This is a genomic window from Spirosoma profusum, assembly GCF_014699005.1.
In the GTDB taxonomy this organism is placed as follows: Bacteria; Bacteroidota; Bacteroidia; order Cytophagales; family Spirosomataceae; genus Spirosoma; species Spirosoma profusum.
Genome location: NZ_JACWZY010000001.1, coordinates 633483 through 658542 on the forward strand (window position 1 = coordinate 633483; position 25060 = coordinate 658542).

The window sequence follows — 25060 nt, forward strand, 5'->3', positions numbered from 1 at the left end:
GGTAATTACTAAATATCAGCGATGGCCCGCTCGGCTCCTTCCTGATATTCCTCTTCAAGTTTAGCTACTTCGGCTGGTTTTATTTCGGTATCAAATAAACGGGTTGCTAAAGCTTCTTTTTCAGTCACCTCAAAAAATTGCTTATGTATGTTGAACGGATGTCCACCTTCTGGTACGTCGCATTTCTTGAAATTGCCGTCTTCCTCCAGTTCATAAGCGTTCACATTGTCGCGGAGGTTATAACTCAGAATCAACGTCGCTAATTGCTTCACCCGCGCATCAGCGAAGTAAAACAGCGATTCGATACGTCGGTCGAAACTACGTACCATTACGTCGGCGCTGCCTCCATATACTTTGGGATCTCCGTTATTGTGAAAATAATAAATTCGGGTGTGCTCCAGAAAATCACCGACAATGGAACGTACCGTAATATTTTCGCTTAAACCCGCCCGATGCGGACGTAGACAGCAGATGCTACGTACTATCAGTCGAATAGGAACGCCCGCCTGCGAAGCTTTGTATAGCTCGTCAATTACCTGCTTGTCTTCCAGCGAGTTAACTTTGAAACATATTCCACTGGGCAAACCTCGCCGGGCGTTATCAGCTTCGCAACGTATCAGGCGGAGAAGCTGCTCACGCATGTCGCGTGGAGCCGTAATCAGGTATTGGTATTCGTTGGGGACAGAATGGCCGGTTATTACGTTGAAAAACTCAGAAATGTCGTGGGTATACGTCTCGTTGGTGGTCAGTAAGCCAACATCTGTATATAATTTCGACGTGTCTTCGTTATAGTTACCCGTTGCCATGTGGGCGTAACGTACTACGCGATTACCTTCCGTTCTGACAACGAGCAGGAGCTTGGTATGGGTTTTAAACCGGCTAATGCCGTAAATAACAAAGCAACCAGCCTTTTGCAGGCGCTGCGCTTCCCGAATGTTGTTCTCTTCATCGAACCGGGCTTTCACTTCAAACAGCACTGATACGTGTTTCCCGTTCTCGGCGGCTTTCAGTAAGGCTTCGGTGATACGTGATCGTTTGGCCAGTCGATAGAGGGTAATTTTAATGGCTAATACGTTCGGATCTTCGGCAGCCTGTTCGAGCAGTTGAAGAACGGGCTCGAAATTATTGTAGGGATGATGGAGAAGTAAATCCCGTTGTTTGATAAGCTCAAAAATGTCGTCGTTCTTGTCACGTCCAAGCCCTATAGGAGCAACCGGAGCGTGGGTGATCGGCATGTCATCTTTAAATTCCGGATGACCAATGATTTGCCAGAAAGCCGAAAAATCGAGTAGCGTTTGCGACTCGAAAATGTTTAAATCATCAATCTCCCAGCGTTTTTTGAGGAGATTGATCATCCAGGGCGATGGTTCTTCACTGTTATCCTCCGTTTCGATTTCAACCCGAGTTACCCGCCCAAGGCGCCGGTTTTTAATTTTCTGCCGGACTTCGTCAATGAAATCTACTTCATCGTCTTCATCTTCGTCGAGCGTGAAATCGCCGTTACGTGTAATTCGAAATAGGCTAACCGACATAATTTCGACGTTACGGTACAGTTTTTTAATGTGATGCCGAATAATTTCCTCAATCGGCACAAACGCGATGAGATTATCACGTTCGAATGTGAAAAAGCGAGGAAGGTTGGCCGGAATCTGCACGAACGAAAGCCGCTGGCGATCTTCTTCGTCTTCTATGCGTGAATTGTGCGAATTAGCAATTTCCGGATTCTGCGTAACGACGCCGAAAATAAGCACCTTTGCCAACAACACCGGAAAGGTATGGGTATAGTCATACAACATTGGTGTTAACGTTGGGTAGATTGTCCGGTCAAAATAGTTAGTGGCTTCGGCTTGCTCTTCCTTGGTCAGTTCATCATAGCCTGTCAATTGAAGACCATTTTCAGCGAAAAGAGGTAACAACTCTTCCACAAAAACGGCTTGCTGATCTTCCGAGAATTGATGTGCGGCCGTATATAAAGCCTTCCGGAACGGAACTTCACGCAAACCCGAATAATCGATACGTTGCTTATGGTAGTCGAGGTAGTTGTATAAACTCCCGACACGAATCATAAAAAACTCGTCGAGATTGGAAGCAGAAATGGCCAGAAATTTGAGCCTCTCCATCAACGTCCGATTTATACTACGTGCCTGGTCCAGTACACGTTCGTTAAATTTTAACCAGCTTAAATCGCGGCTCAGATAATCACTCTGATCAATAACGCTGCTAACTTTTTCACTAACCTTTGCCATTTTATCTAGTGCCGGATTAGAAGTACTCGCTCGGCGATTGGTGAACCGGGAAACGAAATTGCTCAATAATGCGCGGTTGGGTTTAAAGGAATAACGCATAGTCGATTCAAAACTTTGAAATAAAACAAAAAAGCGGGCTTTTCGGCCCGCTTTATATTATCATTCGGTTAAACATCCACCCGGGCGTATTTGGCGTTTCGCTCGATGAAGTCGCGTCGGGGGGCGACCTCATCACCCATCAGTGTGGAGAAGACGTGGTCGGCATCGGCGGCCGACTCTACCGTCACTATTTTCAAGCTTCGTGTGTCGGGATTCATGGTCGTGCTCCAGAGTTGCTCGGCGTTCATTTCACCCAGTCCTTTGTAGCGCTGTACGCCCACGTTTTCTTCCTTACCACTACCTGCTAGCTCTTTCACGGCGGCTTCTCGTTGCGTTTCCGTCCAGCAGTAACGCTCCTCTTTCCCTTTCTTCACCAGATAAAGCGGGGGCTGCGCAATGTAAATATACCCGTTATCGATCAGGGCTTTCATGTTGCGGTAGAACAGCGTCAGAATCAGCGTACGGATGTGGCTTCCATCTACGTCAGCATCGGTCATGATGATGATTTTATGGTAACGAAGCTTTTCCAGATTCATTACCGTTTCATCATCTTTCTTTTCCAGCCGCACACCTAGCGCCGTCCAGATATTCTTAATCTCTTCGTTTTCGTAAATCTTGTGTTCCAGCGCTTTTTCTACGTTCAGGATTTTACCACGTAGCGGCAAAATGGCCTGATATGCCCGGTTGCGGCCCTGCTTGGCTGTACCGCCAGCCGAGTCACCCTCAACTAGATAGAGTTCGCATTTTTCAGGATCGGTATCGGAGCAGTCGGCCAGTTTGCCGGGCAAGCCCATACCACCCATAAAATCCTTACGGTCGGCCATGATACGTTTGTAGGCCTGCTCGGCGGCAATACGTGCCTGTGCCGACACCAAAACCTTCTTAACGATACCCTGGGCCGTTTTTGGGTTTTCTTCCAGCCAGGTTTCGAGTAAATCGGCCATGGTCTGGCTCACAGCGCTCACTACGTCCTGGTTTCCCAATTTGGTTTTAGTCTGGCCTTCAAACTGCGGCTCCTGGACTTTTACTGAAATTACAGCCGTTAGCCCTTTGCGGAAGTCTTCGCCGGTAAACGTAAGCTTGCCGAGGTTTTTAAACTTTTCAGCGTTTTTATCGGCATAGTTCTTTAGCACACGGGTCAACGCCGACCGGAAGCCTTGTACGTGCGTACCACCTTCGTGTGTGTTGATATTGTTTACATACGACAGTACGTTCTCACCGGCTTCGTAATTATACACCAGGGCTACCTGAACAGGCGTGCTGCCTTTGTTACTTTCCATGTAGACCGGTTGCATGCCATCGAGAGAGGGCCGGGTTTCATCCAGATATCTGACGAACTCAACCAGCCCACCCTGCGAATAGAAGTCAGTGTGGTTAATGGGTTCACCTTTCTCGTCAAGCTCGCGCATGTCCTTCAGGAAAATGCGGATGCCTTTGTTCAGGTAAGCCAGCTCACGTAGCCGACCTGCTACGGTATCGTACCGGAAAACGGTTTCGGTGAAGATGCTGCCGTCTGGTTTGAAACGCGTGATGGTACCGGTATCTTCGGCATCGCCAACCACACGTACGTCGTATTGGGGAACGCCGATTTTATATTCCTGCTCAAATACTTTGCCTTCGCGGTGTACCTCCACGCGCACATCAGTCGAGAGCGCATTTACGCAGGAAACGCCCACGCCGTGCAAACCGCCCGATACTTTATAGGTGTCTTTGTCGAACTTACCGCCGGCGTGCAGCACCGTCATTGCAATTTCGAGCGCTGATTTGCCCGTTTTCGTATTTATACCCGTCGGAATTCCCCGACCGTTGTCCTGTACGGTAATGGAATTATCGGGATTTATTGTTACGTGAATCGTATCGCAGTAGCCCGCCAGCGCTTCGTCGATTGAGTTATCGACGACTTCCCAAATCAGATGGTGCAGGCCTTTAACGCCAACGTCGCCGATATACATGGCTGGGCGTTTGCGGACAGCTTCCAGACCTTCTAAAACGGTGATGCTATCAGCTCCATAGTCCTTAGTAGTTGTTGTATCAACGAGGTCGTCTGCTTCAATCAATTCGTTGGTCATGTCAGAATAAAAAAATGTCAGAAAAATTTTGCTTAGGGGTCAGTTATAATGATTAACTGAATGGCCTATACAGATTGTAAAAATACAAAAAATAACTGTCTTTTCCTATCGTTTTCAGTAAGATTGTCTTAATATATAGGAAATTTCCCAAAAATCAATTTATGGGCTCCTGAATAGAATTTAAGGCCTTCAACGTCACTTTTCGTGTGCTTGCTTGGTCGTCGTACAGTTCTGAAATGAGGTTTTTTTTGGCGATTTTTTCGCAACTATTATTTCCCGAAAAAGTATTATTGAAAACGTTAAAAAAATAAACGCTGAATGCCCGGCATTCAGCGTTTAAAAAGCGCTTATATTAATCAAGTTGATCCCTATCAGTTAATTAATCTTCGGGATACGGAATATAAATAAAACCTGCGAAATCGCCATGTATTACAAACAGACAGCAGTATTCATCCGGCTTATTATAGTTTTCTTTCCATAACTCCACGGACTCTGCACCTATCAGTCCACGCTGAATAAACTCATCCAGAAAAGATGCCCGATAATTCCACTGATTATCAAGATCTTCTACGCCAATAAGGAGCTGCCCAACCGGTACATCGCGCCGGGACGTAACAAACACTGGGTATTCCGAAAAGCCTCGTTTTCGAATCTGATAAGATGCCTCCTTTAACTGGTCGGCCACTTTGACAAAATCGGACGAAACCGTTCCCATGAGTACCTTATTGACATCATAGGAGTTGGCGTCGTCGAGTAACGTATTTTCGTTGCTGTGATTAATCATAGGAAAAGTCATTAGTCGAGAACAGTCAGTCAATAGAAGAAATGATAACGACTATTAACTGACGTCTTTCAACTTATTTTTAAAACCTTGCTGCCAGCAGGAGGTCCAAATCTTTAAAGCGCATGTTGAACTTCCGGGCAATGTAAGCGTTGGTTAATGTGCCTTTATGGGTATAAACACCTTTCATAAACCAACGGTTCGCATACATCATCTGCTCTATGCCCCCGTTCGTACCAGTAGCCAGTAGGAAGGGTAAAAAGATGTTGCTCAGAGCCATACTAGCCGTATAAGCAACTCGTGCAGCAATGTTCGGGACGCAGTAATGAATAACACCCAGGTGTTTGTAAGTCGGTTCTTTATGAGTAGTCATTCGCGAACTTTCGAAATTGCCGCCCTGATCGATTGATACGTCGATGATAACAGAACCGGGTTTCATGCGGCCAACCATTTCTTCGGTGACCACAATAGGACTCAGCCCATCTTCTGCCCGCATGGCACCAATAACCAGGTCGGCTCGCTGAATGGCTTCCGCCAACGTATCAGAGTCGATAATTGACGTATAAATGTGCTGGCCGACTGCGTATTTGAGCCGTTGAAGTTTATAAAGATGCTTATCGAACACCTTTACGTCGGCGCCCATGCCCAGGGCGGTACGTACTGCGTATTCGGTAACGGTACCAGCCCCCAGCATCACGACTTTCGTCGGTGGTACGCCGGTTATGCCTCCCAGAATAATGCCCCTGCCGTTATCAGCGTTGCTTAAATATTCGCCTGCAACCAGCATAACCGTACTCCCGGCAATCTCGCTCATGGAACGTATCACTGGCAGACCACCACTTTGATCTTCAATATATTCGTATCCAAAAGAGGTCAGTCGTTTGTTATTGATTTTTTCGAAGTACGACCGGTCGTGGGCGGGTAGATTAAGGGCCGAAATAACCGTGCTTTCGGACTGAACGTATTTAAATTCAGCTTCAACCAATGGCTCGACTTTCAGAATTAGATTAGCCGCCTGGTAAACTTCCTTGGGTGATTGGGCAATTTGTGCACCGGCTTCGCTGTACTCATTATCAGGAAATTTGGCTTTTTCGCCAGCGCCCTGCTCCACAATCACGTTGTGGCCATTACGGACCAGAATGGCCACGGCTTCGGGCGTGAGTGCAATGCGATTTTCCTGTAGGGCTACCTCTTTAGGCAGACCAATGAGCAGACTATGCTGGTTGGTCTTCACGGCTAGGGGAGCTTCTTTTGGGTAAAGTGCCGTTTGTTTGGCTAATTCCTCAAATCCAGTCATGAAATTGTTTTAGGTTTCAGCCGGGCCGCCGGTGCGGTTTCAAGTTCCAGCCAAGCCGCCGGAGCGGTTTTCAGGTTAGCAAAAATGGAACTTGAAACATCAAACAATTCGCGTTTCTATTTGTCGCCGACCGTCGGCATCAACTGACAGGTGAATCTGATAATAGGTTGAAGGCCAGAGCGAGGAAATTCGTTCCGGCCATTCAATAAAACAGTAATCGCCCGAATCAAAATATTCTTCGATACCTATGTCCAGTGCTTCAGCCTCGTTTCTAAGTCGGTAACAATCAAAGTGAAATACTGATTTTCCTTCGTGGGTTGAGTATTCATTTACAATCGAGAATGTTGGACTTTGTACGATACTGACGACACCTAATACCTGGCACAAAGCCTTAATAAGTGTAGTTTTTCCAGCTCCCATATCACCCTCAAATAGCCAAACTGCTTGATGTCGACCATCAGCTAATAATTGATGAGCGGCAACTTTCAGATTATCAATATGGTCAATACGTAGCGTCATGCCTAAGTCACGAAACGGCCCGCAAAGATACGCATTTTTAAACCGCTCGAATCAGACGAACAGAACCGTGTGATACGTATTGGTTTTATAGTCCCATAAGCTGCCAGAATTAAAAGCGATCTTTCACTACGTTCCTGTATAATCTCAAGGCAGAATCGTTACGTAACGATTCTAAAAGCCATAAAAAAATGAGCAGTTGACAACTAGTTGTCAACTGCTCACGTAACAGAAATAATGATTAATAACCTGGATTTTGTTTCAGGGTTGCCTGACCATTGACTTTACTGTTCAGGATTTCCTGCAACGGAATAGGATAATATTCATGCTTACCTTTCACGAACGTAGCGCCTTTAAAGTAGGTCCGCATGCTCGACTCTTTCGCCATGTAAGCATTAAGCGTTTCGGCCGCAATACCCCAGCGAACCAGATCGAAGAAGCGGTGGCCTTCCATACCGAATTCCAGCCGATGCTCGAACTGTACCGCTTTACGGGCCACTGCTTTATCCGTCCAAGCAGTTGTGTATTGGCCAACTGTGTAGTTAGCAGCGTTGGAGCCGTTTTCCATCTTAACGAAACCATCTGGATTGGCAGCCCGCTTCCGGATGATATTGACGTACTCCCGCGCTTTGTCCAATGAACCAACTTCAATTTCTGCTTCAGCCAACCACAGATATATATGCGCCAGACGAAGAATCCGGTAGTTGTTGGCATTGAGACGGTTATTGCTCGCAAATGTGTTGGTACCAACGTCCGTTCGGTAAAACAGGTGTTTTTTAGGCTCATAAGGGCCACCATTGCCCTGATCACGTACCCAGGCTTTACCCGGCATCAGGCCCCAATCCAGAAAAGGAATACCACGACGACCTACGGTCCAGTCCAGGCGTGGATCTAGTCGACCGACGTGAGGAGTAAATGGTTGCGTCGATTCAAGACCCTGATCGCTGACAACATCCGTATTATTGAACGTATCCATGAGCGGTAAGCCATTGGCATCGGTTTGGAATGCATTTACCAAGTTTTGGGAAGGCTGGAAGAAACCGCAGCAGGTAGTTGGACCACCATAAGGGTAATTCAATACGTCACCGTTGTTGCCATTTTCGCCCGTACCATCATTAACCGAATACTGAATTTCAAAAATCGACTCAGCATTGTTGTTGGTGGTCGTTTTATAGTTGTCGTGGAAACGATCCATCAGTTTATACTGACCACTGGCAATAATTGCTTCCAGTAAGGTTTTGGCTTCAGCCCATTTCTTTTGGAAGACATAGGCTTTCGCCAACATACCCGCAGCAGCCCATTTAGATGGCCGACCAACCTGCGACTGTTTAGCAGGTAAGTTATCGTACGCAAACTTAAAATCCGCTTCGATATTCGGCCAGATGTCTTTATCGTTCGGGACTTTTGTGCTGTTCAGATCGGTAGGGTTGTATATTTTCTCATCAATATACGGTACCATATTAAACACTTTCTTGGCCTCAAAGTGATAGTGTCCACGCAGGAAGCGGACCTGAGCTGTAACCTGTAGCTTGTCGGCATCGGTCATGTCCTTGGTTTGGGCAAGCGCCTGCAATACGTCGTTTGAGCGAGCTACACCATCGTAACAAACCCGCCATTTTCCGCGGAAGTAACCGTTGTCAGGCTGAATACTTTTGTATTCGATAAACGAGATATCAGGCTGGTCGCCAGTGGTTGAGCCTTTGTATGCATCATCGGCAGCAACCGCACCAAACACCCAGTTAGAAGCTGCCGAGTGATACGACGTACCACCAGAGCCCCAGCCGTCGAGCAGCGAATAAGCACCAATCAGCAGGTAGTTAACCCCCGTAGCATTATAAAAACTTGTAGCACCCAATACAGCTTTGGGCTGTACATCTAAAAAATCATCTTTACAGGCGGTCAGCGTTCCAATTGATAGGAAAGTCGCCCAAATTATTACTTTTTTCATGAGTTCTTTTTTCAGAAATTTAGTTCACTAGAATGCCAGATTTAGACCAACCAGTACCGTTTTAGCAACTGGATAAGCTCCTTCGTCAACACCAATGTGGCGGTCGTTACCGTTACCCCCTGAATCACGCAGGTTAATTTCAGGGTCCAGACCGGTGTAGTTAGTGACAGTGAACAGGTTTTGTCCCTGTACATAAATCATGGCATTACTTACGCCCAGCTTAGTCATCAGCGTACGGGGCAGGTTATACGAAAGCTGGATATTTTTCACCCGCAGGTAAGAACCTGGCTCCAGATAATACGTCGATGGGTTCGAGCTGATGTTGTCGTTCGAACGTAGCTGAGGCAGCTTCGCGTCCGTTTTGCCAGGCCGCCACGAATCTTCCCACATCCGCTTGCTACGTATACCACCAAACGTCTGGAAGTCAGTCCAGTAGCGGTTGTAGTTGAAGATCTGGTTGCCGTAAACCCCCTGGCCAAACACGGTCAGGTTAAAGTTTTTATAACCGACATTGAGGTTCAAACCATACGACATCGTGGGGTGAGGGTTTCCAATAACCTGACGGTCATTTGAATTGATAAGGCCGTCACCGTTCAGATCGCGGAAGCGGAATTGACCGGCTTTATTGTTCAGGTTTGGAACACCAAACTGAGCAGGAGCTTTAGCAGCTTCTTCATCCGTTTGGAAAATACCATCAATGACGTAGCCAAAGAACGATGATATCGGATAATCCTGTTGTGTTACCGTCATAGCAGGAATCCGGGGTGTGAAACCAAAGTACTGGGTAGATGGGTTTCCGTCGGTTTTGGTAACCAGGTTCCGATACGTCGAAATGTTAGCGCCAATGCTGTAGGTAAAGTCGCCGTTCATTAGCTTACCGCTGTGGTTCAACCCCAACTCGATACCTCTGTTTCGGAACGAAGCAATGTTCTGGAATGGGTTTGTAGCCTGACCCTGCGTATACTGAACTTCAACTGGGAACAGAGCATCGGACGTAACACGGTTAAACCAGTCGAACGTTACGTCCAGTTTGCCTTTGAAGAGCGAAGCGTCGATACCAAAGTCTACCGACGTAGTGGTTTCCCATTTAGCGTTGGCGTTACCAAATTGCTGAAGCTCATAACCTTGCAATGAAGAAGTCCGCGAACCGTTCAGGTCATAGAACGAAACGGTTGGGCCAGTTCCGTAGATGAGGTAGGGGTTGTAGTTACCAATTTCCTGGTTACCGGTTTGTCCGTAAGCAGCACGGAATTTCAAATCGTTGATCCAGGTAACTGTTTTCAGGAACTCTTCCTGCGAAACGCGCCAGCCCGCCGAAACAGCCGGGAAGTAAGCTACCCGGTTGGCAGCAGCGAAACGTGACGATCGGTCACGACGGATAGTTCCATCGAGCAGATACTTGTCGAAGAACGAGAAGCTCGCTTTGGCAAACTCAGAAGCCAGTTTCCAGTCAGAACCACCGCCCGTGTTGGTTTGCGTACCGGCGTTACCAGCATCCAGATAGCGGTTATACAGGTCGTCATTGGCGAAGCGAGAACGGTCGGCTCGGAAGAATTCAAAGTTATTTTTGATAGACTCTGTTCCTGCTAACAGATTGTACCGAATCGACGAACCGATTTCACCATTGTATGTCAACGTATTATACCATGTCCAGGTATAACCGATCTCGTTTCGGGTGAACATCGAGTTGGCTCCAGCTGCTTCTGATGACTCAATATCGCGCGGGGTATATGCCCGGATATTGTAGGTGTTGTAATCGATACCAAAGCTGGTTTTAGCTGTCAGGTTTTTCAGAATGTCAACTTCAGCGTAGGCGTTACCAAAGAAACGTAGCTCTTTACCTACGTTATCTTTATTACGGAAAAGCAGCGCTGCAGGGTTACGAGCGTTGTCAAGGTCACCACCTTTGGTACCGGCGAAATTACCTGCTACGTCATAAACCGGAATAAGGGGCTGAATCCGGTACGCCATCGAAATAGCGTTACTTTCGTTGTTGTTCGCCGTAGCACTCTGCGTTGAGTTACCGCCACCGACGCGTTCGCCATAAGCAAACTGAATATTTTCACCGACCCGAATCCGCTTCGTTACGTTAAACTCAGTGTTTGCGCGAATAGAATAACGCTTGTACCAAGTGTATTTCAGAATACCATCCTGGCTGAAGTAGTTGGCCGACATAGCGTAGCGACCGCCTTCGTTACCGCCTGTAACACCAATCTGATGGTTTTGAACAGGGGCTGGATCGAAGATTTCGTCGAACCAGTTGGTTCCTTCCTTGTTAGCTTTGGTGATTAACCATTTCGAGTTTCTGAAAGCGGCAGCATCAACGTCGGTGCTGTAATTAACGAAATTTCCGCTAGCATCTTTGGCAAGCCGAGGATCGCCTTCCATGGCACCATCCGGGAAAATATAATCAGGAATAACGGGCGTTGCGCCATTACCGAACTGGGCATGCCGTGGGTTACCATTAACGATGTTACCGGCGTTACGTCGGGATTCCCAGATCAGATTGGCAAATTCCGTCGTATTTACTAATTCGGGAAACTTGCCAGGAGTGGCAACGCCGTAATAAGCGTCATACGTAAGTTTGGGCTTACCAGCCTTCCCTTTTTTCGTGGTAATAATTACGACACCGTTACCAGCCCGCGAACCGTAAATAGACGCTGAGGAAGCATCTTTTAGTACTTGTAGACTTTCAATGTCATTTGGGTTCAGCGTGTTAAGGTTACCTTTGGTCGGTACGCCATCAATAACGTAAAGAGGGGAGTTGTCATTAATGGTACCAAATCCACGAATACGTACCATCACACCGCCACCCGGTGAGTTGTCGTTCCCAACGGTTACCCCGGCTACGCGTCCTTGCAAAGCCTGTGCTACGTTGGCAGAAGGCACTTTCAACGCTTCTTTCATGTCTACAGTTGCTACAGCTCCGGTAATATCACGCTTAGCCTGAGCGCCATAACCCGTTACAACCACCTCATTGAGGGTTTTAATGTCGGCAGATAACGTAATATCAATGTTCGAGCGCGTTCCGATTGTGACTTCCTGCGCTACAAAACCAATTGCCGATACGGTCAGGGTGTTACGTCCTGTTGGTACGCTTAGCGAAAACTGACCGTTGGCGTCAGTAACCATCCCGGTCGAAGTGCCCGTTATTACTACGTTGGCACCCGGTAAAGGGTTGTTGTCGGTTCCGTCGGTAACCCGACCGGTAATCTTGCGATCCTGGGCGAAAGCACCCACGCACAGTAGCCAGCTAAGTACAAGTAACGGCAACGTGCGATACGCTTGTCGTAAAGCGTGTTTCATCATAATAATTAATTAACAGAATAGGTGAAAGATGATTATTAATACTTAGTAATAGCTACGTATTACTGCCTAAAGATAATCATACTTATGTTCTAATTAATCCCTTTTTAAGGATACTCCTTAAATAATGATTAAAAAAAGTCCCAAAAAAAGCCCGAATGTTTAAACATTCGGGCTTCAAATATAGTTAGGGTAATTTTTTCTTAAAAAGAGTAGAATTACGTGAGTTGTAATTCGTCGATTACCCGCTGTACTTTCGCCTTGAGTTGGGCATACGTATCGTCAAATGCTTCCTTGCTTTCAAGCGGCTCGCGCACACTGACGTAGAACTTAATTTTCGGTTCGGTACCCGACGGGCGTGCTGATACTTTAGTGCCATCTTCGGTAAAGAATTGTAGTACGTTCGACGACTCGATGCCCATTTTACCAGCTTCAATTGCTGATGTTTTTCCCGGCGTGGATTCGCCCGATTGTGCATTTAAACGGGTAAGTGCTTTGTAATCATCAACCCGCACGACTGGCGAACCGGCAATAGACTTGGGTGGATTATCCCGGAAATCAGCCATCATCTGCTGAATTTCTTCCGCACCCGATTTGCCTTTCTTCGTTAACGATACCAGCGATTCGTAATAGAAACCATTCTCCTGATACATGGCCATCAACATATCGAAAAGGCTTTTACCCTGGTCTTTAGCGTAGGCCGTCAGCTCAGCAATGATGGCGCAGGAAGCAATAGCGTCTTTGTCACGAACGAAATCGCCAATGAGATAGCCATAGCTTTCTTCGCCACCACCAATGAATTTCTCTTTGCCTTCGAGCTCGCGGATGACTTCGGCAATGTATTTAAAACCGGTCAACGTATTATAGCACGTAACACCGTAATTTTTGCACATCTGGTCGATGAGGTCGGTCGTTACGATGGTTTTGGCCACGAACTCCTTACCGGTCAGCTTACCGGCGTCTTTCCAGGCATTGAGCAGATAGTAAATAATCAGACTGGCCATCTGATTACCGTTCAGTAATTCAAATTCGCCGTGGTGGTTGCGAGCACCCGCACCTACGCGGTCGGCGTCGGGGTCGGTTGCCATCACGAGGTCAGCGTCCAATGAGTTCGCCAGATCGAGGGCGAGTTGCATGGCAGCCCGTTCTTCAGGATTCGGTGATTTTACGGTCGGGAAATTGCCATCGGGCGTGGCCTGCTGTTCTACAATGTGTACGTTGTTGAAACCCAGGGCCTCCAGTACGCGCGGTACCAACGTAATACCCGTTCCGTGAATAGGCGTGTAGACGATGTTGAGGTTCGCCTGACGCTTGATTACATCTGGGTTTACCGCGTTTGACTTTAGCCGCTCTACGTAAGGCGCATCGATTTCTTCGTCGATAAGTTGAATTCTTTCGGGAATACCGTCAAACTTGACAGCATCGATAGAGGTGATTTTATTGACCTCACCAATAATGGCTTTATCGTGCGGAGACACCACCTGACCACCGTCGTTCCAATATACTTTGTAGCCATTGTATTCTGGAGGGTTGTGCGACGCCGTTACGACGATACCACTCTTACAACCCAATTGGCGGATAGCAAACGAAAGCTCAGGCGTGGGGCGCAGACTGCTGAACAAATACACCTTAATGCCATTGGCCGAAAAGATATCGGCCGCCAGCCGTGCAAATTCAGGGCTCATCCGACGGCTGTCGTGAGCGATTGCTACGCTGATGTCTTGTCCCGGAAAAGCTGCGTTTATGTAGTTAGACAGTCCCTGTGTAGCGGCTCCTACTGTGTAGCGGTTCATTCGGTTGGAACCAACGCCCAGAATGCCGCGCAGACCGCCCGTACCAAATTCGAGATCGCGGTAGAATGAGTCGGTTAACTCAGTAATATTGCCCGAATCGATAAGATGCTGAATGGTTTCTTTGGTGGGGGCATCGTAGTTGCCAGCCAGCCACTTATCGACGCGTTGTTGAGTAGAAGAGTCCAGGGCAGTTGTCATATTGGAAAATAATTTTCTGTCTAAAGATTGTGCGCCAAAATTACAATTACCTGACTGACCACCAAATCTACACGATAGAATCAATTACAACCGGTCGATAAATTATAGCTCAGAAGAGAGCGAATCGTATTTATCCTACTGTATTCGTACGTTACAGCTTCATGGTTCGCAACCGAAGACTATTGCTCACAACCGATACGGAACTTAGGGCCATTGCCGCTCCGGCTAACATCGGATTCAGCAGAAAACCGAAGGCGGGATACAACACGCCAGCCGCTATGGGAATACCGATCAGATTGTAAATAAAAGCCCAGAACAGGTTTTGCCAAATCACCTGAACGGTTTGCTTCGATAACAGCAGCGCTTTCGGTACGCTGGTTAAATCAGACGTAATAAGCGTCATCCGTGCTACGTCCATAGCTATATCGGAACCATGCCCCATCGCCATGCTTACGTCGGCCTGAGCCAGTGCCTGCGAATCGTTAATGCCATCGCCCACCATCGCTACAATTTTACCAGTAGCCTGAAGTTTTTTTACAAACTGAGCTTTATCATCGGGCATTACCTCCGCCTGGTAGTGGGTAAGGCCCACAATATTAGCAACAGCCGCTGCCGTCTGGCGATTGTCGCCAGTGAGCATATACGTATCAACGCCGAGTTGCTGAAGTGAACGTATCGCTTCTGCCGAGGATTTTTTTATTGGATCTGCGATGGCTATGATGGCAAGTAACTGATTCGGTTGGTGGCTTGGTTGGGCGAATCCGCGCCGGGCAAAAAAGACAATCGTTTTTGCCTGTTGCTGTAAATCTGATACGTACTGCGTTAGATTATCCGGAATCGAAATCGACAGTTGTTTCAGCAAATTATAGTTCCCGACAACGTATTGATATTCCTGATAATAAGCACTGACACCAAGTCCTGTGAGGCTTTCAAATCGCTCGAGAACAACCCTTTTTTCGCCCTTCAGATACGTAGCAACGGCGCTCGCCAACGGATGCTCCGACTGAGATTCTAATCCATAGAGTATCGTTTGTAAATGCGGTTTCTCTTCCATTGAAGCCGTCCAGTGAATATCTGTCACTACCGGTTTGCCTTCGGTGATCGTTCCTGTTTTATCGAGTACAATGGCGTTGACACGGTGCCCTATCTCCAGACTCTCCGCATCTTTTATCAGCATATTATTCTCTGCGCCCTTACCAACACCAACCATAATTGCTGTTGGTGTAGCGAGTCCTAATGCGCATGGACAGGCAATCACCAGTACTGTTACCGACGTGAGTAAGGCTGTCGTGAGCGGGTCGGTACCGGGCGCCAGATACGTACCAAACAGGAACCAGACCAAAAAAGTCAGGAGAGCAATTGCCAGCACAACCGGCACAAAAATACCGGCAATCTTATCCACGATACGTTGCACAGGGGCCTTGCTGCCCTGCGCTTCCTGAACCTTCCGAATAATCTGCGCCAGCAACGTATCGGCACCAACTTTCTCAGCCCGGAACCGGAAACTCCCTTTCTGATTGATCGTTCCAGCAAATACCTGTGCTCCTGCCTGCTTCTCAACCGGCAGTGGTTCACCACTAATCATACTCTCATTGACGTACGACCCACCAGATTCGACTAGACCATCGACTGGAATTTTGTCGCCGGGACGTACCAAAAGCAAATGCCCGACCTGCACCGATGTAATAGGAACCTCGCGCTCAGTATCATTCTCTACGAGCCACACCGTTTTAGACTGTAACCCTATTAATTTTTTAATAGCCGACGTAGTATTCGATTTGGCGCGCTCTTCAAGAAGTTTCCCTACTAATATAAAGGTTACGACTACCGAAGCCGCTTCGAAATAAACGTGAGGATGCAGACCTCGATCGTGCCAGAATTCAGGATAGAACGTATTAAATGCACTGAACGTAAAAGCGATGCCCGTGCTGAGAGCCACCAACGTATCCATGTTAGCTTTTCCGTAACGAGCCTGCCGCCAGGCGTTTGCAAAAAAGGACCGACCTAGCCAGAAAACCACCGGAGCCGACAGGATCATCATTATCCAGTTGGCATACGGCGCGTTCATAAAGAACATTCCTAGTATTATGACAGGTATGGACAATGCAAAAGCCCAAACGGTACGTTGCCGTATACGATTGCTACGTTCCAGTTGTGCATTTTCCTGTATTTCGTTCGTATCCTGCGTGTCAATGACAATATCGTAACCAATTGAACGTACCGCGTTCTGTAAATCGATGGGCGTTACGTTGGCGGGGTTATACTGAACCCAGGCACTCTGATTCGCATAATTAACGCCCGCATCGATAACCCCTGGCGTATACTTCAGCATCGACTCAACACTAACCGCACAGGCAGCACAACTCATTTCCAGTACTGGATAGGTGTGTCGTACGTCAGATGGAACAGGCCTTCTTTTAACTGCTGTTGTTGATGCACTCATGACTTTGATCAATTCAGAAGTTCGGCTTTGTAGCCAGCTTTCTCCACGGCCTGTTGAACAGTGAATGCCTGATCGGCTTCCGCAGTCAATAGTTTATTGGGGTCCTGCGTATTTACCTGCCAGCGGCCTTCGCCAACGGCTTCATTAAGGAATGGTGTAACGGCGGCAATGCAACCTCCGCACTTAATATTGGTCTTAAACGTGACTGTTTTCATGGTATTTATTTTTTACGAAAATTGAAAATCAGTTACTCGACGGCAACCGTTTCCAGGTCAACTACAACTGAAACTATACCGTATAATAACATAATCTGTCTCGCAAATGTCTCTTACATCTAGATCATTATATTTATATAATTACTGGTCAAGCGTATAAAATTCAATTTTATAACCCGGCGAGGCATTTTGGAGGGTCAGAGGAGAAGATATATTTTCAGGTGTGCAACGTTCCAGTTTACTAACGACTCTTTTTCATAATTGACGGCTAAAATAAAGGTGTAAGTATATTCTTTTGTTGAAGTTATTTGCTTATAATTGAACTCAATTTAACAAGGTAAGGCAGAATAGAGCGGTTAAATTTGGAATTTAGGTACGTTAAATAATAATAGCTCTATGTGCTACGTTTTTAAATTAAAGATATGTAAACTTTGTACTATCTCTGTATTATGAGATTACTTGGTTTCACTTTCTTTCTGGTAAGAAAAAGATTTTTGGTATAATCATAAAGAATTGCGTACTTTGGCGCAAACAATCCTTTACAAAGGGAAGGTTGAACATCAAGATCTGGCGGCCGCCCGGTCGTCGATCTTGAAATGGTGTGGATAGAAGCGGAAAGCCGCCCCGAAATTCGGAGCGGCTTTTTTGTTGGTTATTTGTTTCGGAATAAGTAAAAGGTATTATAACGGACTTTTAATGCTATCATCTTCTTTTTTGCCTAAGATTGACGAGAGGAACAGACTTATAGGTACTAGGGCGTCCCGTATATAAACTGGCATTGGCTCTATACCTAATTCCCTGTTTGTCCGTTTTTAAGCGAAAATGAATTACTTATGCGTGCTGCAGATATGAAGATTTTAGTAGTCGAAGATGAACCTAAGCTGGCATCATTTGTTCGAAAAGGCCTGGAAGAACAAGCCTGCGAAGTAGATGTCGCTTTCGATGGGCAGGCGGGGCGAACAATGGCGCTGGCGAATCCGTACGATGTAATTATTATGGACATCAATCTACCGAAACTCAATGGGTTTGAAGTAGTGCAGTCCATCCGACAGCAAAAAAACAGTACACCTGTTCTTATGCTCACGGCCCTTGGGTCTGTAGATGACAAACTGACAGGATTTGAAGTTGGGGCCGACGACTATCTGGTGAAACCTTTTGAGTTTCGGGAATTGATGGCTCGGCTACGTGCGCTCACTAAACGTAACACCGATGGGGCCTTGCAGGCGAATACGTTAAAATTAGCCGATCTTGAACTGGATCTGAACGAGAAAATAGCCCGCCGGGGAAATAAACGTATCGATCTTACAGCCAAAGAATTCGGTCTGCTCGAATACTTGATGCGTAATCGGGGGCGGGTCGTGTCGCGGGTCGATATCGCTGAAAAAGTCTGGGATATTCATTTCGATACCGGAACGAACGTAATAGACGTATACGTGAATTTCCTCCGTAAGAAAATTGACAAGGACTTCCCAACAAAACTCATCCATACAGTTATCGGGATGGGATATATGTTGAAAGAAGATTAGTTAGTAGTCGTCAGTCGTTGGTCAAGCTTAATTCTTCACGACGCACTATTGACTAGTGGCTATCGACTGACAACGAGCTACTACGTATGAACATACGCATTCGACTGACGCTCCTGTTTATGCTACTGGTGGCGTCGATTTTGCTGCTTTTTTCGTTTTCGGTTTACTATTTATACGACCAGTTCCGACAGCAGGAGTTTCAGCAACGCCTTGAAGAGAAAGCGTATACCATGGTACGACTTCGCGAAGACGTTGGCGAAGTTCCCCAGGCTGACCTGCCGGCTATGGTTGATGAACAGGTAACTATTTATAATAGCAAGAAGGTCGTTGTCTATAATCGGGGCAATCAGCGTCCTCGGTTTCCTGTTTCTGCCGATTTTCTGAATAAAACCGCTCTCGGCCAACCGCAATACATTCAAGAAGATAGCATCGAAGCGGTTGGCGTGCGACACATTAATCTCCGGGGCGAGCCGCTACTAATTATTGCATCGGGTAAAGACCGCTATGGATTCAGTAAGTTAGGTCGATTGCGCGAAATCCTGCTTTTTGGGTGGCTATTGAGCCTGGGCATCGTGGGTATAGCAGGTTATTTGTTTGCCTCTGATGCCCTTCGGCCCGTATCTGAACTGATTGCGCAGGTAAATTCTATTTCGGCAACAAACATTCACCAGCGTGTCTATGTCGGACGTCAGAGCGACGAACTGGCCGACCTGGCTCATACCTTCAACGACCTGCTTTCCAGGCTTGAGGAAGCCTTTATTTTACAGAAAAGTTTCGTTTCGCACGCATCCCATGAGTTGCGCACTCCGCTAACTGTGATGATGGGCCACATCGAAGTAACACGGCTGCAATCACGCTCCCGAGAAGAGTACGAAGTAACGCTTGATGCCCTGCTTGATGAGGTAAAAAGCATGATCCGGCTTGTAAACGGACTGCTCGAACTGGCTCGTGCTCGCACCGATACCGCTGCCAGTACGAATCAGCCGGTACGAATCGACGAGTTGTTATGGCAAGCGCAGAGCCTCATTCTACACAATAATCCCGACTATCAGATAAACATCGATTTCGAGAATTTGCCGGATCAGGAAGAGGAATTAGTAATCATTGGCGAAGGTTCGCTGTTGCAAACGGCGTTTCAGAACCTAATGGAAAACGGCTGTAAATATTCACCCGATAAGCGGGTGTCGGTCGGGATTTCGTTCGAGCGTGGACAGGTTCAAATCACATTTACTGACCAGGGTTATGGCATTCCCAGAGCTGAACTGTCGCATATATTCGAGCCATTCTATCGGTCTGAATCAACCATGACCATCAAAGGACACGGTATTGGTCTGGCGCTCACCCAACGTATCATCGAACTACATAAGGGGCAAATCGAAGTTAAATCGGTAGTAGGGAAGGGGAGCACCTTTCGAGTCACTCTGCCCATTCCCTACGGTTCAAAAGCCGATTCTGATGATACCTACAAATCGATAGAAGCCGCCAAAACGGATTCCTGAACTATTATTCCTTCCGCATATCCTTGAACGCATTCATCAGGCCGTTGGTCGAACTGTCGTGCGTACTAACGGCGGTATTGTCATGCAACTCAGGCAGAATACGACTGGCTAACTGTTTGCCCAACTCAACACCCCACTGATCGAAGCTGAAAATGTCCCAGATGATGCCTTGGGTGAAAATTTTGTGTTCGTACAGCGCAATCAGGCTGCCGAGCGTCCGAGGTGTCAGTTTTTTAAAGAGTATCGAGTTCGTTGGCCGATTACCCGAAAATGCTTTGAACGGAGCTAATGCTTTTATTTCATCTTCGTTTTTACCTGCTTTACGTAGTTCTTCGCCAGCCTCATCTTCGGTTTTACCATTCATCAGAGCTTCTGGCTGGGCAAAGAAATTGGCCATCAAAATTTTATGGTGCTCACCAATAGGCCGCTGGCTGATGGCCGGTGCCAGAAAATCGCAGGGGATTAACTTAGTGCCCTGGTGGATCAACTGGTAAAATGCGTGCTGGCCATTAGTGCCGGGTTCTCCCCAGATAATCGGCCCGGTTTGGTAATCAACTGGGTTTCCGTCGCGGTCAACCGATTTGCCGTTACTTTCCATATCGCCCTGCTGGAAATAAGCCGCAAAACGGTGCATATATTGATCATAGGGCAGAATCGCTTCGGTCTGGGCACCGAAGAAATTGTTGTACCAGATACCCACTAAGGCCAGAATAACGGGCAAATTCTGGTCTAAATCTGTATTCTGGAAATGCTGATCCATCGCATGAGCGCCAGCAAGTAATTCCTCAAACGTATCAAAACCGACGTAGAGCGCAATAGAAAGTCCAATTGCCGACCACAGCGAATATCGACCACCGACCCAATCCCAGAATCCGAACATATTGGCTGGGTCTATTCCAAATTTCGCTACGTCCTTTTGATTGGTCGAGAGAGCCGCAAAATGTTTGGCGATGGCCGCTTCGTCTTTGGCGGCATCCAGAAACCATTGCCGGGCCGTCTGCGCGTTGGTCATGGTTTCCTGTGTAGTGAACGTCTTCGACGCAATCAGAAACAGCGTCGTTTCCGGCTGAACAGTTTGCAGTGTTTCGTAGATGTGCACACCATCAACGTTCGACACAAAATGCACCCGCAGTTTTTTATCATCGGCGTAGGGTTTCAAAGCCTCCGTTACCATCACCGGACCCAGATCGGAACCACCGATACCGATATTCACTACGTCGGTAATGGCCTTGCCGGTGTATCCTTTCCATTCGCCCGAACGAATCTGTTCGGTAAACGATTTCATGTGGGCCAGTACGTCGTTTACATCGGGCATTACATCTTTCCCGTCCACCAGAATCGGGGTGTTAGAACGGTTCCGAAGTGCTACGTGCAACACGGCGCGGTCTTCCGTCCGATTTATTTTATCGCCCGACATCATCTTGCCAATAGCACTTTTCAACTCGGCCTGTTCGGCTAGCTGAAGCAGTAACTGTAGCGTTTCGGCGGTGATACGGTTTTTAGAAAAATCGAGTAGAATGTCCTCAAATCGACGCGAGAACGTAGTAAACCGCTCCGGGTCTTCTGCGAACAAATCGCGCATGTGCCGTTCTTTCAACGTATCGAAATGAGCCTGTAGCTCCGAAAAAGCTGGTAACGTAGTAAAGCGGTGATTAGCAAGCATGATTAAGGCTAGTTTTTACGTTTTAGACCAACGTAGCAATCGCTTCTAAGAAGCAGACAGCGAATAAATGGTACGTATTAGGCGACTTTGTAAACGGGAAACGAAATTGTCGGCGCGAATATCGGGAATCCCGGCAATCTTTTTTCCTCTATTTTTACAGTTCTTTTCCGTTTGGGAGCCTTGCTTTTTTCCATCAATACCCTCATTAATGAATCAAAAACTTTTTTATTCCCTGGTTCTGATTGGGTTAGGCGCTTTGTTTTTCATCCCGTTTCTGGGAAATGTCCGCCTGTTCGACTGGGACGAAATCAATTTTGCTGAATGCGCCCGCGAAATGATTGTGCTGGGTGATTATTGGCACGTTCACATTGATTTTAAACCGTTTTACGAAAAACCACCTCTGTTTTTCTGGCTCCAGTCGATGACCATGAACGTGTTTGGTATTAACGAATTTTCGGCTCGCCTGCCCAACGCGATTTGCGGAATCATTACGTTGGTCTACGTATATAATCTGGGTTATAAACTTCATAGCCATCGGTTCGGGCTGCTGTGGGCGCTGGCGTATCTCGGTTCGATTACGCCCCACCTCTACGTTCGTTCGGGCATTATCGACCCATTTTTTAATCTGTTTATTTTCGTTGGTTTAGTCAATCTGATTTTTGCTGCCTGGAAACGCGAACGACTCGGTGGGGCCATGACGGTGCCTAAAAGCGAATGGCGTTACGTTGTGCTGGCCGGGCTCATGATCGGTTTTGCTGTGTTGACCAAAGGCCCTGTGGCTTACCTGATTGTGTGTCTGGTACTGTTCATCTACTGGCTGCTGAACCGTTTTCGCTGGTTCATTACGCCCCTGCAATTTCTGGCGTTCACGGCTTTGGCATCGGCAGGATCACTCATCTGGTACGGGCTTGATGTGTACTTGCATGGACCAGAGCTGATGCGGGAATTTCTAGCTTACAACATCCGTCTGTTCAGTACGTCTGATGCCGGTCATAGCGGTTTTCCGGGTTTCCACTTTATCATTCTGCTGGTTGGTTGTTTTCCGGCCTCTATTTTCGCCATTCGTGCGTTTGGTCAATTGTTCATCGAACGTAATTACCAGCGCGATTTTCGGCAGTGGATGCTGATTCTCTTCTGGGTAGTGCTGATTCTGTTCAGCATTGTTCAGTCGAAAATTGTCCATTATTCTTCGCTCTGTTACATTCCGCTAACGTATTTTGCTGCTCTGACGCTATTACAGCTAGAAGAACGTAAGATTCAGTTCTCCAATTGGTTATGGACGGGATTGCTCATCATTGGTGGTATTTTTATTATAGCTACCATTGGGCTTCCACTGCTTGCAGGGCACCGAATGGATTTGGTGAAATCGATTGCGGATCAGGACCCGTTTACGCAGGGAAATCTGGCTGCCAATGTAAACTGGTCGGGTTGGGAAGTGCTGCCCGGTGTGTGGCTTTTGGTGATATTGGTACTAGTGCTGATTTGGTACAATAATCACGAAGCGGCCCGGGCATCTGTTACGTTATTTGTAGGATCGGCGGTGTTTGTTACGCTTACGCTCTGGTCGTTTATCGGACGTATCGAAGGAATTTCGCAGGATGCCCCCATGCGTTTTTTTGAGCAGACACAAGGCCAGCCTGTTTACGTAAAAACCTTCGATTACCATAGCTACGGGCCATTTTTCTATACGAAGAAACCTCCCGTAACAAACCCAAACTATTACGATACGAACTGGCTGATACGTGGTAAAATCGATAAGGACGTATTGTTTGTTCGTAAAGCCTCTGTGCAGCCCACACTTCTCGACTCATTACCCGATGTGCGCAAAACGGGTGAAGAAAACGGCTTTGTTTTTTACCGACGTAAGGCCAAGTAAATAAATGGGTTGACTTAATGAAACCGTCGCGTAGCGATCTAATTGTTTGTAGATTACAGAGTTTACTACAAACATTAGGTCGCAATGCGACAATTTTATAAAGTCGGATAGCTTCTCAATATTCCGTAACATAACGAAATTATCAATACGTCAGGACAGGAGTTTGGTAAACAAAAAGAAAGCTGTAATGTTGAGTGTGTGATCAAGGATTTCCTAACGTATTCCCTTGATTTTCATTCAAAAACAGTTCATGTCTGCCAAAACACTACCGCCACCACATTATCATAAGTTTGCGCTGTCCCTGCTATCGCTGGCTATTATTACGGTAACCATTTATTTGGGCCAGGATATTATAATACCGCTTGCCATGTCGGGACTTATTGCGGTTTTGCTACGTCCCATCGAAAATCGACTTATTCGATGGGGAATGCATAAGGTGATTGCAATTAGTCTGGCTCTGCTGCTGGCCGTGATTATTGTCTCCGCCGTAACCGTTCTGCTTTCCATGCAGATATCGAATTTTGCGGATGACCTGCCCAAGATTCGCCAGAACCTGAACGATACGTTCCATAAAATTCAGCAGTGGGTTCGTCAGGAATACAATGTGAGTTATCGGCAACAGAATCAGTATTTAAAGAAAGCTCAGGCGCAAACCCTTGATACGCTGCAAACTACCGATGCCCTTGGTATAATTTCAGGACCACTGGGTACGTTAATCGTGATTCCGATTTACGTGTTTTTGCTGCTTTACTATCGGGCCATGCTTCTTCATTTCATCATTGTGCTGTTTGCTGAAAAGCATACAGAACGTGTGCGCGAGGTACTGGGTGAAGTAAAAGCCGTCATCCAAAGCTATATGGTCGGGTTGTTGATTGAGACGGCCGCCGTGGCTTTGCTAAATTCCCTGGGTTTGCTCATTTTAGGCGTTCAATACGCGATTTTGCTGGGTGTTATGGCGGCCATCCTCAATCTGATTCCTTACATCGGTGGGTTAGTTGCTACGTTGCTGACGGTGCTCGTTACGTTCAGCAGTAACCCGGAATTATCGGTCATTCTGGGCGTTATCGGTATTTTTCTACTGGTGCAATTCATCGACAACAACGTATTTGTACCATTGATCGTAGCTTCTAAAGTGAAGGTCAACGCACTGGTTTCCATTGTGGGAGTTTTGATTGGTGGGGCGTTGGCTGGCGTTTCGGGTATGTTTTTGTCGATTCCCGCCATTGCCATCATGAAAGTTATCTTTGACCGCGTTGAAAGTCTTCGGGCATGGGGTATTCTTCTGGGTGACCAAACGCCCGAAGAATCAGGAAACAATCTATTCAAACTTTCCCGACGAAAAAAGAAGCCAAAGGAAGTTGAGGCTTAAACAATGCGAATTATGGGTAGTGATTTTTTGTCATCCTGACGAAGGAAGGATCTTAAAGCATCCTAACACTCTAGTAAGGGTGCCTTAAGATCCTTCCTTCGTCAGGATGACAAAAAATCGGTAGTGTGCTATTAAGGGGTTAAGCAAATATTTTAGTGTATTTTAGAGGACCTTTCATCTCCTCTGCCATGCTCAAAATTACACTCACCGCTGACC

15 protein-coding genes are annotated in these 25060 nt (G+C 46.9%); 4 read left to right on the forward strand and 11 right to left on the reverse strand.

All coding sequences use genetic code 11. From position 1 onward, the window contains the following. Window positions 1-8: 8 nt before the first annotated feature. The 10 genes from ppk1 to IC229_RS02370 all read right to left on the reverse strand — a co-directional run bounded on the left by ppk1 (window position 9) and on the right by IC229_RS02370 (window position 16911). On the reverse strand, window positions 9-2345 hold the full coding sequence (gene ppk1 / locus IC229_RS02325) for a polyphosphate kinase 1 (protein WP_190885295.1): 2337 nt from the start codon (window positions 2343-2345) through the stop codon (window positions 9-11). Window positions 2346-2413: 68 nt separating this feature from the next. After that, window positions 2414-4414, reverse strand: a complete 2001-nt coding sequence (gene gyrB / locus IC229_RS02330; protein ID WP_190885296.1) for a DNA topoisomerase (ATP-hydrolyzing) subunit B — start codon at window positions 4412-4414, stop codon at window positions 2414-2416. A 379-nt stretch (window positions 4415-4793) separates the two neighbouring features. Beyond that, on the reverse strand, window positions 4794-5198 hold the full coding sequence (locus IC229_RS02335; RefSeq protein WP_190885297.1) for a hypothetical protein: 405 nt from the start codon (window positions 5196-5198) through the stop codon (window positions 4794-4796). A 79-nt stretch (window positions 5199-5277) separates the two neighbouring features. Beyond that, entirely contained in the window at window positions 5278-6492 is a 1215-nt protein-coding gene (locus IC229_RS02340; protein WP_190885298.1) for an alanine dehydrogenase, read from the reverse strand. A gap of 99 nt (window positions 6493-6591) precedes the next feature. After that, window positions 6592-7011 (reverse strand): tRNA (adenosine(37)-N6)-threonylcarbamoyltransferase complex ATPase subunit type 1 TsaE, encoded by a 420-nt coding sequence (tsaE, locus tag IC229_RS02345; RefSeq protein ID WP_190885299.1) that lies wholly within the window; start codon window positions 7009-7011, stop codon window positions 6592-6594. Window positions 7012-7249: 238 nt separating this feature from the next. Then, window positions 7250-8956, reverse strand: a complete 1707-nt coding sequence (locus tag IC229_RS02350) for a RagB/SusD family nutrient uptake outer membrane protein (RefSeq protein WP_190885300.1) — start codon at window positions 8954-8956, stop codon at window positions 7250-7252. A gap of 27 nt (window positions 8957-8983) precedes the next feature. Beyond that, the gene (locus tag IC229_RS02355; protein ID WP_449451354.1) at window positions 8984-12265 is read right to left on the reverse strand and encodes a SusC/RagA family TonB-linked outer membrane protein; all 3282 of its coding nucleotides are present in this window, start codon (window positions 12263-12265) and stop codon (window positions 8984-8986) included. A gap of 215 nt (window positions 12266-12480) precedes the next feature. After that, window positions 12481-14253 carry a phospho-sugar mutase gene (locus IC229_RS02360; RefSeq protein ID WP_190885301.1) on the reverse strand — a complete coding sequence of 591 codons (1773 nt, stop codon included), beginning with the start codon at window positions 14251-14253 and terminating at the stop codon, window positions 12481-12483. Between the two features lie 151 nt (window positions 14254-14404). Beyond that, window positions 14405-16696 (reverse strand): heavy metal translocating P-type ATPase, encoded by a 2292-nt coding sequence (locus IC229_RS02365; RefSeq protein ID WP_190885302.1) that lies wholly within the window; start codon window positions 16694-16696, stop codon window positions 14405-14407. Window positions 16697-16704: 8 nt separating this feature from the next. After that, the gene (locus tag IC229_RS02370; RefSeq protein WP_190885303.1) at window positions 16705-16911 is read right to left on the reverse strand and encodes a heavy-metal-associated domain-containing protein; all 207 of its coding nucleotides are present in this window, start codon (window positions 16909-16911) and stop codon (window positions 16705-16707) included. An 848-nt stretch (window positions 16912-17759) separates the two neighbouring features. Between IC229_RS02370 and IC229_RS02375 the strand changes: the two genes are divergently transcribed. Further along, on the forward strand, window positions 17760-18437 hold the full coding sequence (locus IC229_RS02375) for a response regulator (protein ID WP_190885338.1): 678 nt from the start codon (window positions 17760-17762) through the stop codon (window positions 18435-18437). Window positions 18438-18523: 86 nt separating this feature from the next. Beyond that, window positions 18524-19936, forward strand: a complete 1413-nt coding sequence (locus IC229_RS02380) for a sensor histidine kinase (RefSeq protein WP_190885304.1) — start codon at window positions 18524-18526, stop codon at window positions 19934-19936. Between the two features lie 4 nt (window positions 19937-19940). On the opposite strand, the gene pgi is transcribed toward IC229_RS02380, so the two are convergent. Continuing rightward, window positions 19941-21599 (reverse strand): glucose-6-phosphate isomerase, encoded by a 1659-nt coding sequence (gene pgi, locus IC229_RS02385; protein ID WP_190885305.1) that lies wholly within the window; start codon window positions 21597-21599, stop codon window positions 19941-19943. A 208-nt stretch (window positions 21600-21807) separates the two neighbouring features. Here pgi and IC229_RS02390 point away from each other — a divergent pair, with 208 nt between their 5' ends. Both IC229_RS02390 and IC229_RS02395 read left to right on the forward strand, forming a co-directional pair. Further along, window positions 21808-23475, forward strand: coding sequence for an ArnT family glycosyltransferase (locus tag IC229_RS02390; RefSeq protein ID WP_190885306.1), 1668 nt, complete (start codon window positions 21808-21810; stop codon window positions 23473-23475). A gap of 250 nt (window positions 23476-23725) precedes the next feature. Next, window positions 23726-24844, forward strand: a complete 1119-nt coding sequence (locus IC229_RS02395) for an AI-2E family transporter (RefSeq protein ID WP_190885307.1) — start codon at window positions 23726-23728, stop codon at window positions 24842-24844. Window positions 24845-25060 lie beyond the last annotated feature (216 nt).